Source organism: Allobosea sp. NPDC003192 (genome assembly GCF_050275675.1).
GTDB lineage: Bacteria > Pseudomonadota > Alphaproteobacteria > Rhizobiales > Beijerinckiaceae > Allobosea.
In genome coordinates, this window is the sequence record NZ_JBNNPK010000023.1 from 97386 (window position 1) to 107876 (window position 10491).

Annotated in this window: 11 protein-coding genes; 3 read left to right on the forward strand and 8 right to left on the reverse strand. The window is 67.4% G+C overall.

Going from position 1 to position 10491, the window contains the following annotated elements; genetic code table 11:
• Nucleotides 1-72: 72 nt before the first annotated feature.
• From ACQKLX_RS25405 to ACQKLX_RS25440, 8 genes are read right to left on the reverse strand one after another with little or no spacing between them, the layout of a single operon-like run.
• Nucleotides 73-753, reverse strand: a complete 681-nt coding sequence (locus tag ACQKLX_RS25405; RefSeq protein ID WP_427364341.1) for a class II aldolase/adducin family protein — start codon at nucleotides 751-753, stop codon at nucleotides 73-75.
• Nucleotides 750-1607, reverse strand: a complete 858-nt coding sequence (locus tag ACQKLX_RS25410; RefSeq protein ID WP_427364342.1) for a VOC family protein — start codon at nucleotides 1605-1607, stop codon at nucleotides 750-752. Before ACQKLX_RS25410 ends, ACQKLX_RS25405 begins: the two co-directional genes overlap by 4 nt.
• Before the next feature lie 41 nt (nucleotides 1608-1648).
• The gene (locus ACQKLX_RS25415; protein WP_427364343.1) at nucleotides 1649-2506 is read right to left on the reverse strand and encodes a VOC family protein; all 858 of its coding nucleotides are present in this window, start codon (nucleotides 2504-2506) and stop codon (nucleotides 1649-1651) included.
• Nucleotides 2503-3249, reverse strand: coding sequence for an ABC transporter ATP-binding protein (locus ACQKLX_RS25420; protein WP_427364344.1), 747 nt, complete (start codon nucleotides 3247-3249; stop codon nucleotides 2503-2505). Before ACQKLX_RS25420 ends, ACQKLX_RS25415 begins: the two co-directional genes overlap by 4 nt.
• Complete coding sequence (locus tag ACQKLX_RS25425) at nucleotides 3249-4019, reverse strand: ABC transporter ATP-binding protein (protein WP_427364345.1); 771 nt, start codon at nucleotides 4017-4019, stop codon at nucleotides 3249-3251. The genes ACQKLX_RS25420 and ACQKLX_RS25425 overlap by 1 nt, the downstream gene beginning before the upstream one ends.
• A complete protein-coding gene (locus ACQKLX_RS25430) occupies nucleotides 4016-5035 on the reverse strand; it encodes a branched-chain amino acid ABC transporter permease (RefSeq protein ID WP_427364346.1) in 1020 nt (339 codons plus the stop codon). The genes ACQKLX_RS25425 and ACQKLX_RS25430 overlap by 4 nt, the downstream gene beginning before the upstream one ends.
• Entirely contained in the window at nucleotides 5032-5901 is an 870-nt protein-coding gene (locus ACQKLX_RS25435) for a branched-chain amino acid ABC transporter permease (protein ID WP_137882252.1), read from the reverse strand. The genes ACQKLX_RS25430 and ACQKLX_RS25435 overlap by 4 nt, the downstream gene beginning before the upstream one ends.
• Nucleotides 5902-5921: 20 nt before the next feature.
• Entirely contained in the window at nucleotides 5922-7124 is a 1203-nt protein-coding gene (locus ACQKLX_RS25440) for an ABC transporter substrate-binding protein (protein ID WP_427364347.1), read from the reverse strand.
• Between the two features lie 255 nt (nucleotides 7125-7379).
• Between ACQKLX_RS25440 and ACQKLX_RS25445 the strand changes: the two genes are divergently transcribed.
• From ACQKLX_RS25445 to ACQKLX_RS25455, 3 genes are read left to right on the forward strand one after another with little or no spacing between them, the layout of a single operon-like run.
• A complete protein-coding gene (locus tag ACQKLX_RS25445) occupies nucleotides 7380-8093 on the forward strand; it encodes a GntR family transcriptional regulator (RefSeq protein ID WP_427364348.1) in 714 nt (237 codons plus the stop codon).
• A complete protein-coding gene (locus tag ACQKLX_RS25450; RefSeq protein ID WP_427364349.1) occupies nucleotides 8090-8830 on the forward strand; it encodes an SDR family NAD(P)-dependent oxidoreductase in 741 nt (246 codons plus the stop codon). Before ACQKLX_RS25445 ends, ACQKLX_RS25450 begins: the two co-directional genes overlap by 4 nt.
• A gap of 30 nt (nucleotides 8831-8860) precedes the next feature.
• Nucleotides 8861-10366 (forward strand): 2-hydroxymuconic semialdehyde dehydrogenase, encoded by a 1506-nt coding sequence (locus tag ACQKLX_RS25455; protein ID WP_427364350.1) that lies wholly within the window; start codon nucleotides 8861-8863, stop codon nucleotides 10364-10366.
• Nucleotides 10367-10491: the final 125 nt, after the last annotated feature.

Sequence of the window (10491 nt, forward strand, 5' to 3'; positions counted from 1 at the left end):
GCCAGAAGCCCCGCGCTCTCCCGCGCGGGGCTTTGCCTTCCGAAACCTAGCCCTGTGCTGCCGTGCTCAGTGCTATGGCGCTGTCAGATAAGCCCACATCCGGTCGAGGATGGCGCCGGACCAGGTCGCGCGCTGCGCGACCTCCGCCTCGCCGAGGATGACGCCGGCCTCGGCGATGCCGGCGGCCCGCGCCTCGAACTCGATGCGCGCCGCATCCTCGAGATACCAGGTCAGCACGACCGCCTCTTCCAGGCTGGCGCCGGCAGTGACCGCGCCGTTGCCGCGCATGACGATGGCCCGGGCCGGGCCCATCTGCTCGGCGAGAGCGGCCGCCTGCACGTCATTGCGGAGCAGTTGCGGATCGTCCCAGAGCGGCGGTTGCGGGGCGAAATAGCTGCCGAAGCCATGCCGCGGCCGCGGCGTGATCCGGGCGGTGCCTAGCGTCATCACCCTAGAAGGCATCGAGCGCACGACGCCGCCGATCTCCGGCCGGCGCCGATAGATCTCGCGATGGATGCGGACTTCGCCGAGCACGCCGTCCGGCAACGGGCCGTCGAGCGGGACGACGCTGCAGGCATCCTGATCCGCCACGAGCCCGAGCGGCTTTGCTGGCGAGACCAGGAAATGCCTCTCGTCGAGGCGTAGGGAGCAATGGCCATAGGCATGGACGAGGCCATGGCGCGCCAGCGCGTGCCCGGCCTGCCGAACCAGATCCTCCTGGGCGGCGCTCGGCCGCGAAGACGAAGTGCTCACTTGTTGAATTCGACGATGTTGGGCTTGGCGCCCCATTTGCAGAAGCCTTTCGGCTCGAACATGAACTGGCGCTCGCGCCAGAGCAGCTCGTCGGCGATCTCGCGCACGCCGCTCGAATATTCGAAGACCATGCCGTCCGGCCCCTCGAAATAAAGGAACTTGGCCGAGGAGGTCGGGTGCCGGCCGGGGCCGAAGACCATGCGTACCTGCCGGTCCTTCAGGAACTGGTGCGAGCGCATGATGTCGTCGCCGGTCTCGACCTGATGGTTGATGTGCTGGATGCCGGGCTTGGCCGACGGGAACAGCGCGATGGTGTGGTGGACTTCGTCGATGCGCAGCAGCGGCGCGTCGCCGATCCGGTCGGAGACCTGGGCATTGGTGACCTTGGTCCAGAAGGCCTCGTCGCGGGCAAGATCGCTGGAGCAGAGGCCGACATGGCTGAACCCGGTGATGCCGGCATCGCGCGCGCCGTGATAGCGCCGCCCGCTATAGGCCGGCCGCCAGGCGAGCTCGATCGGATTGCCGGTCGGGTCGCGGAAGGCGATGAAGTCGTGGACCTTGCGCAGCGCCGCCTCGGAGGCTGTGCCGCGCCGGACCGGGTGGCCGAGCGCTTCGAGCTGTGCCGCGGCCTCGTCGAGATGGAACTGCTCCTCGACCTCGAAACAGACGACCTGATCGCCCGGATCGCCCTCGAAATAGCAGAGCGTGTGCTCGCGCGCGTCCGACTTGAAATAGACCGAGCTCTTGGCGCGCTCGGCGACGTCGAGGCCGAGATATTCGGTGGCGAAATGGGTCGCGCCTTCGAGATCGCGGGTCCCGAGCCGGACATAGGAGACATCGGCAAGCTTGATCATGGATCGCTCCTCGCTGCCGGTTCAAAGCCGGCGAAGACGCTTCACTGATATTCTGGAATCTGGGTGTCGCTGCCCCAGGCGCAGAAGGATTCGCGCTTGCGCGGGAACTGCCGGGCGCGACGGGGAGAGGCGAGACGCTCGCCCTCGGCGACATAGGAGAAGTTGACGCCATCGGGGCCGGCGACGCTGAGGAAGAGCTGCTGCGAGGCAGTACGGCGGCCGGGGCCATCCATGATGCGGGCCTGCGCGCCGCGCAGATGGTAGGCGTTCTGCATGACGAGATCGACATCCTCGACGCCGAACTCGATCGCGAGGATGCCCTTCTCCTGCGAAGGGTGCACGGCGATGCGGTGATGCGCCTCGTCGAAGCGGATATAGGCGGCCTCGCCGACCCAGTCGCTGACCTTGCCGCCGAGCAGTCTGGTCCAGACCTGCTGGTCGGAGGCATCCGGCGCGCCGCGCAGCGCGATCGCTTCCAGCCCGGTGATGCCGGCATCGCGCGGGCCGTGATAGCGCCAGCCCGATTCCAGCGGGCGGACCACCAGCTCGATGTCGTAGCCGGCGGCCATCCGGAACGAGACGAATTGCCGGACCTTTCTGGTGGCGCAGGCCGCTGTATCGCCGCGTGTCGTGATGAAGCCCGCGCCCTGCAGCACCGTCTCGGCATGGGCCAGGGCATCGGGATCGCGCAGCTCGAAGCCGATCGCCTGGCCGGCGTCGAGCCCGTCGACATAGACCAGCGTGTGGTCGCGATAATCCGAGCGGAAATAGGCTGATGTCTCGGTGCGGTCGACCAGCTGCAGGCCGAGGATGCGGGAGGCGAAATCGGCTGCACCCCTCAGATCGGCGGTGCCGAGCCGGACATAGCGCAATTGCTCGATGGTGATCGCGTCGCTCATAGCCCGAGATGCTCTTTCTGGAGGTTCTTGTCGGCCATCAAGACGTCAGACGGTCCGTCGAAGACGACGCGGCCATGGTCGAGGACCAGCGCCCGTTCGGCCAGCTTCAGCGCCATGGCGAGGTTCTGCTCGGCAATGAGCAAAGTGTAGCCCTCGCCGCGCAGGCGCCCGACCGCGCCGATGATGACCTCTTCGATGGCGCGAGGCGAGAGGCCTTCGCTCGGCTCGTCGAGCACGATCAAATCGGCCTGCGTCAGCAGGGCCCGTGCGATCGCCAGCAGTTGTCGCTCGCCGCCGCTGAGCGCGCCGCTGGAGAAGGAGCGGCGCTCGGCAAGGCGCGGAAAGTCCTCGTAGATGCGTTCCTTGACCCAGCGCCGGTTCGGCTGCTTGCGCGACCACAGCGCCGCCATGGTCAGGTTCTCGTCGACGGTGAGATTGGCGTAGACGCCGCGCCCCTGCGGCACCAGCGCGACGCCGAGCCGGGCGATGCGGTGCCCCGGCCAGCCGGCGACCTCCTGGCCCTTGATCGTGATGCGGCCGGTGACCTGCGGTTCCAGCCCGAACAGGGCCGAGCAGAGCGTGCTCTTGCCGGCGCCATTGCGGCCGAGCAGCGCCACGGCCTCGCCCTGCGCCAGCGAGAAGTCGACGCCGTGCAGGACGCGCACGCCGTCATAGCCGGCATCGAGCCCGGCGATATCGAGATAGGTGGCGGCGGACGTTTGTTGTTGCACTTGCCCTGACATCACGCGGCCTCCCCGAGCGAGGCCCCGAGATAGGCGGCCTGTGCACCCTCATGCGCCTTGATCGCGTCCGGCGTATCGCAGGCGATCAACCGGCCGAGATCGAGCACCGCGACGCGGTCGCAGACGCCGAAGACGATATCGAGATCATGGGCGATCAGGATGGTCGAGAGGTCTTCGCCGAGCGTGCGGACGACCTCGATCAGGTGTTCGCCCTCGGCGCGGGAGAGGCCCGCCGTGGGCTCATCGAGCAGCAGCACGCGCGGGCGCATCGCCAGCGAGACCAGCACATCGACGATGCGCTGCTCGCCATAGGACAGGCCTGCGACCGGCAATTCGGCCCGCTCGCGCAACTGGGCGCGTGTCAGCAGCTGATCGGCGGCCTCATCCGCCGCCGCGACCGCCTTGCCGCTGCCGAACCAGCCATAGCCTTCGCCTGCCCGCGAGCGAGCGGCAAGCGCGAGGTTCTCGCGGACGCTGAGCTCCGGAAAGGCCATGCTCTTCTGGAAGGTGCGCACCAGCCCGGCGCGGACGCGCATATCCGGCTTTGCCCTGGTGATGTCCTCGCCGGCGAAGGCGACGCGGCCATGGTCGGGGATCAGGAAGCCGGTGACGATGTTGAACAGGGTCGTCTTGCCGGCGCCATTGGGGCCGATCAGGCCGAGGCATTCGCCCTGGCCGAGCGCGACGGAGACATCGCTCAGCACCTTCAGCCCGCCGAAGGATTTGGCGACGCCCTCGATCGCGAGGGCAGGAACGGCGTTCGCGCTCATGAGCGGCCCTCCGCATCCTTGCGCCGTCCGAAGGCGGCCTTCAGCCCGGCGACGACGCCCTTCGGCATGATCATCACGGTCAGCACGAAGACGAGGCCGACGACCAGTTGCCAGCGATCGGTGTAGGACGAGACATAGGTCTGGATGCCCAGATAGATCGCCGAGCCGATGAAGGCGCCGTAGAGCGAGCCGACGCCGCCGATCACCAGCATGATGATCATCATCGCCGACATCGTCCAATGCACGGCGTTGGGGCCGACATACTGGTTGACGAAGGGATAGAGCGCGCCGGCCGCGCCGGCGATCGCGCCGGAGGCGAGCAGCGCCATCAGGCGGATGCGCGGGATCGAATAGCCGAGCGCGCTCATCCTGAGCTGCCGCTCGCGGGTGCCGAGCAGGGCCCGGCCGATCGGCGCGTTGACGAAGGAGCGGGCGGCAAGGAAAGCGACGAGCGCCAGCACCAGCGCGGCGAGATAGAGCGCGACGCCGTTGTTGAGCGGGATCGTGGCCAAGCCGGTGTGCAGCGTCAGCACCGGGAAACCGCGCAGGCCGTCGGCGCCCCCGGTGACCTCGCGCCAGTGGAACACCACCTCCCAGACGATCTGCCCGACGATCAGGCTGAGGATCAGGAAGAACAGCGCGATGGTGCGCATCACCACGATGCCCATCAGCAGAGCAGAGGCCATGCCGGTGGCGATACCGACAACCAGCATCACGACGATGTCAGCGCCGAGCGTCTGCGCGGCGATCGCGGCGGCATAGGCCGCGCCGCCGAAGAAGACGGCATGGCCGAGCGAGACCAGGCCGCCAAAGCCGACCAGCAAATCGAGGCTGAGAACGGCGGTGCCAATGATCAGGATCTCGGCGAGGAAGCGCAGCTGGTAGTCACCGGCGAACAGCAGGGGGATGGCGGCGGCGAGGGCGAGCAGCGCGACCCTTGCGGTCATCGGCAGGCTGCGCCGCTCACTGGCGGGGGGCGCCTCCACGCGGCCGGTCCCGTCGGCGATCGAGCTCATACCTGCCTCACCTTCCTGGCGACCAGCCCTTCCGGCAGCGCGACCAGCAGCGCAGCCATGACGGCAAGGGCGACGACGTTCGAGAATTCCGGCACCCAGACCTTGGAGAAGGTCATGGCGAAGCCGAGCAGGAGCGCGCTCAGCACCGTGCCGCGGAAGGTGCCGAGGCCGCCGGCTACGACGACGATCAGCGCCAGGATCAACACCTCCTCGTCGAGGCCGGGATAGGCGGAGAGGATGCCGGCGCCGAGCGCGCCGGAAATTCCGCCGAGGCCCGCCGAGATCACCAGCACCGCCGTGAAGATCCGGCGAGTGTCGAGACCGAGCGTCTCGACGAAGCCGCGATCGGTGACGCAGGCCCTGACCACCGCGCCCCAGATGGTGCGGTCGATCACGAACCAGAGCGCGAAGGCGAGCGCCGCGCCGAAACCGATGATGAAGAGCCGGTAGATCGGGAACGGCATGTCCATGATGAAGACGACGCCGCGCAGCGCCTCCGGGATCTCCGCGGAGAGGATCTGCGCGCCGAAACCCCAGCGCATCAGATCGGCGAAGATCACCGAGAGACCATAGGTCAGCAGCACCTGCATCAGGTGCGTTCGGGCATAGAACTGCCGGAACGGGAAGCGCTCCAGCAGGAAGCCGGCGAGGCCGGCGGCTACAAAGGCGACCGGGAAGGCGAGCCACCAGGGCGCGCCGGAAGCCAGCCAGTAGACGCCGACATAGGCGCCAAGCAGGAAGAAGGAGCCGTGGGTCAGATTGACGAAGTTCATCAGGTTGAGCACCACCGACAGGCCGAGGCCTGTCAGCAGCAGGAGCATCGAGAACGACAGCGCGTTCAGGCTCTGGACGGCGTAGAAGCCCACGGAAAAGCTCCTTCGTAGACCTAGGCCACCGGGCCCGGATCGCGCACGGCCTTGTAGGTGTGGATCACCTGGTTGACCGGGCCGCCGGCGCCGTCCTTGATCTCGTTGACGTAGATGTCGAGGATCGCCTGGTTGTTGCGCGGATCGAACGGCATCGGCCCGAACACGGTCTCGACTTCCTTGGCGAGCAGCGCCTCCTTGACCTTCTCCTTGTTGGAGAGATCGCCCTGGACCCGCTCGATCGCGGCCTTGATCACCTGGCCGGTGACATAGCCGGCCGTGCCCATCTCGCCGGGCATGGCGTTGCGGGCGGCCTGATAGGCCTTGGTGAACGCGGCCGAGCTCGGCGCCGTCGGCGACTGGTTGCAGGTGTTGAGCCCGCCGAGCGCCGCGTCCTTGACCGCCGAGACCACGTCCTCCTGGTCGAACAGCGCGCCGCTGCCAATCAGCTTGACCTTGCCGTGCAAACGGTACTCGCGCATCTGGCGCAGGAAGCGCACCGCATCCGAGCCAGCGAAGAAGGAGAAGATGAACTCCGGCTTCTCGGCCGCGATCGTCGTCAGCAGCGGCCCGAAATCGGTGGTGCCGAGCGGCGCCCAAAGCTGCTTGCCGACCTTGCCGCCCTGCTGCTGGTAGCTCGCGACGAAGTCGCCGACAGATTCGCGGCCGGCAGCGTAGTCGGCGGCGATGGTCAGGCAGCCGGACTTGCCGAGCTTCTCGAAAGCCCACTGGCCGGCGGTGTGGCCGAGCATCCAGTTGGTCTTGGTCGGCCGGAAGACGAAGGGGCTCGCCGCCTTGCGGGCGAGATCATTGGCCGAGCCGGCCGAGATGAAGGTCAGCGCCTTGGCCTCGGTCACCACGTCGCGGACGGCGAGCGCCACGGCGGAGGAGATCACGCCGGAGACAATGTCGACATTGTCCTGCCCGAGCAGCTTGCGGAACTTGCGCACGCCCTCATCCGGCTTGGCCTGATCATCCTCGACGATCAACTCGACCGCGCGGCCGGCGAGCTTGCCGCCATTCTCGGCCAGGAACATCTGCATGCCGGCGCGCATGCTCTCGCCGAGCGCAGTGAACGGCCCGGACAGCGAGGTCACCATGCCGATCTTCAGCGGCTTGTTGGCGCTCTGCGCCAAAGCGGGTGCGCCGATCGCGCCAGTGAGGGCGGTGGCGCCGGCGGAGGCGAGGAAGCTGCGGCGGGAGAGAGGAAAGAGCTCGGTCATGGGACGTCCTCCAACGGGGCGGTCTTGGCGCCGCCCGATTGCCCGGCATCCAACAGAGTCGATGCGAGGTTGTCAATCTTATTTCGATATTTTTTCCGAGAGCAGGGAGACTCAGAGCCTGCCAGATGCTGAGCTAATCCCATATTTTCGATGTTCTAGAGGGATTCGCAATTGAGGGCACGTTTCAATCGGGGTTGTAATTTCGAAATTCAGTGATACAGAAGGTCATCGACCACAGGAGCTGCGTGTCTCGGAATGACCTCTTCCGACAAGACCCTGGCCGACCGGACCTACCGCCAATTGCGCGGCGACATCGTCAATGGCCGCCTCGCCGCCGGCAGCAAGCTGAAGCTCGAAGGGTTGGCGCAGGACTATGCGGTCGGCATGTCGCCGCTGCGCGAGGCGCTCGCCCGTCTGATGGGCGACCTGCTCGTCGTCTCCGAGGGGCAGCGCGGCTTCTGGGTGGCGCCGCTCTCGCTCGACGAGCTCGACGACGTCTCTCGCGTCCGCGCCCTGATCGAGACCGAGGCGCTCAACGCCGCGATCCGCCATGGCGACGCGCAATGGGAGCGAGAAGTCACGGCGGCGTTCGAGGCGCTGGCGGCGGTGGAAGAGCATCTGCCGCACACCAGCGAGGCATTGCCGCCGGAGCAGCTCGAAACCTGGGAGGCGCGCAACCGCGCCTTCCACGCCGCGCTCGTCTCGGCCGCAGGATCGCCGATGCTGATCAAGCTGCGCGATCTGCTCTACCAGCAATCCGAGCGTTATCGCCGCGTCTCGCTCAACGTCTCGCGCGGCTGGCGCAACGTCCATGACGAGCACCGCGCCATCTACGACGCCACCATGCAGCGCAATGCGCTGCGGGCCTGCCGGATGATCGAATTGCATCTGTCGCGCACGGCCGAAGAGGTGCGCAAGGCGATGGCTGCGCTGAGCCGGGATGATGACGCCCCTGGAGGCAAGGCGTGAGTGGCTTCGATCTGAGCGGCCAGACGATCCTGGTCACCGGGGCGGCCGGCGGCATCGGCGCGGTGACGGCGCAGGTTCTGGCGAGCCTTGGCGCCAAGCTCGTCCTCAGCGACCGCGTCTCCTGTGCCGCGACGATCGCCGGGCTTGGCGAGAACGCGGACAAGGCCCGGGAGATCATCATCGATCTGCTCGACAACGATGCGCCGCGGCGCCTGTCCGAGCAGGCCGGCGCGATCGACGTCGCCGTCCTCGGCGCCGGTATCTACCGCCCGGTCGACTGGGATGCGGATGGCTGGGAGGAGGTCGCCGAGACCACCTTGTCGCTCAACTTGATGGCGCCGATGCGCCTCGCGCGCGAACTCGTGCCCGCCATGGCGGCGCGCGGTGGCGGGCGGGTCGTCCTTGTCGGTTCGATCGTCGCGGCCACAGGCGGCTCCTTTCCGGGCGTCGGTCCGCATTACGCCGCGTCGAAAGGCGGTCTGCACACGCTGGTGCGCTGGCTCGCGGCACGCTTCGGCGGGCAGGGCGTGCTGGTCAACGGCGTCGCGCCGGGGATCACCGACACGGCCATGGTCGGCGTCCACGATCTTTCGGCGGCGCTGGCGAAGCACCCGCTCGGCCGGGCTGCACGGCCAGAGGAGATCGCCTGGCCGATTGCTTTCCTCTGCTCACCGGCTGCGAGCTTCGTCTCCGGCGCCATCCTCGACGTGAACGGTGGCGCGATGATGCGCCCATGACGACAACGACAACAAACCGGGAGTGAGACGATGAACAGCGCCGTTCCGCGCTATCAGGGCGCTGCTGTCAGTGCCGAGACCGCCCGCCTGTCGCATTTCATCGACGGGCGCTTCGTGCCGGCCGGCCGCAGCAGCTTCGAGAACCGCCACCCGGCGACCGGCGAAGTGATCAATCTCGTGCCGGAGGCCGACTCGGCCGCTGTCGACGATGCGGTCAAGGCCGCCAGGCGCGCCCTCAAGGGCCCATGGGGCAGAATGAGCGAGCAGCAGCGCTCCGCCATCCTGCGCAAGGTCGCCGACGGGATCATGGCCCGCTTCGACGATTTCCTCGCGGCCGAAGTGCTCGACACCGGCAAGCCCAGGAGTCTCGCCTCGCATATCGATATTCCGCGCGGTGCCGCGAACTTCAACGTCTTCGCCGACCAGGTGCTGACGCTCTCGACCGAGACCTTCCGCATGGCGACGCCGGATGGCGCCGGTGCGCTGAACTATGCAATCCGGGGACCGCGGGGCGTCATCGCTGTGGTCTGCCCATGGAACCTGCCGCTCCTGCTGATGACCTGGAAGGTCGCGCCGGCGCTGGCTTGCGGCAACACGGTCGTGGTCAAGCCCTCCGAGGAGACGCCGACCACGGCGACCATGCTCGGCGAGATCATGAACGAGGCCGGCGTGCCGCCCGGCGTCTATAATGTCGTACACGGCTTCGGCGAGGACAGCGCCGGCGAATACCTGACCAGCCATCCTGACGTCGACGGCATCACCTTCACCGGCGAGACCCGCACGGGCGAGGCGATCATGCGGGCCGCGTCCAAGGGCGTCCGTCCGGTCTCGCTCGAGCTCGGCGGCAAGAACGCCTCGCTGGTCTTCGCCGATTGCGACATGGACAAGGCGATCGAGGGCGTGACCCGCGCCGTCTTCGCCAATTGCGGTCAGGTCTGCCTCGGCACCGAGCGCGTCTATGTCGAGCGGCCGATCTTCGATCAGTTTACCCAGCGCCTGAAGCTGGCGGCGGAAAAGCTGAAGCCCGGCAACCCGTTCGAGGTCTCGACCACGCTCGGCCCGCTGATCAGCCAGGTCCATCGCGACAAGGTGCTGTCCTACTACGCCAAGGCGAAGGCCGAGGGAGCAGAGATCGTCACCGGCGGTGGTATCCCCAAGCTGGCAGCCCCGTATTCCGCCGGCTCCTTCGTCGAGCCGACGATCTGGACCGGCCTTGGCGAGGATTCTGCCGTGATGCGCGAGGAGATCTTCGGACCCTGCTGCAACATCGTGCCCTTCGACGAAGAGGATGTCGTCATCGCCCTGGCCAACGACAGCCCCTATGGCCTCGCGAGCTCGATCTGGACCGAGAACCTGACGCGGGCCCATCGCGTCGCGGCGCAGGTCGAGGTCGGCATCACCTGGGTGAATTCCTGGTTCCTGCGCGATTTGCGCACGCCCTTCGGCGGCTCGAAGCAGTCTGGCATCGGCCGCGAGGGCGGCGTGCACTCGATGGAGTTCTACACCGAGCTGCGCAACGTCTGCGTCAAGCTCTGAGGGTCCGTTTTCTCCCTTAAGCCCTCATCCTGAGGAGGCCGCGTCAGCGGCCGTCTCGAAGGATGCTCCAGGAGGCTCCGGAACCCCCAGGAGCATACATCGAGACGCAGCGTTAGGCTCCAACG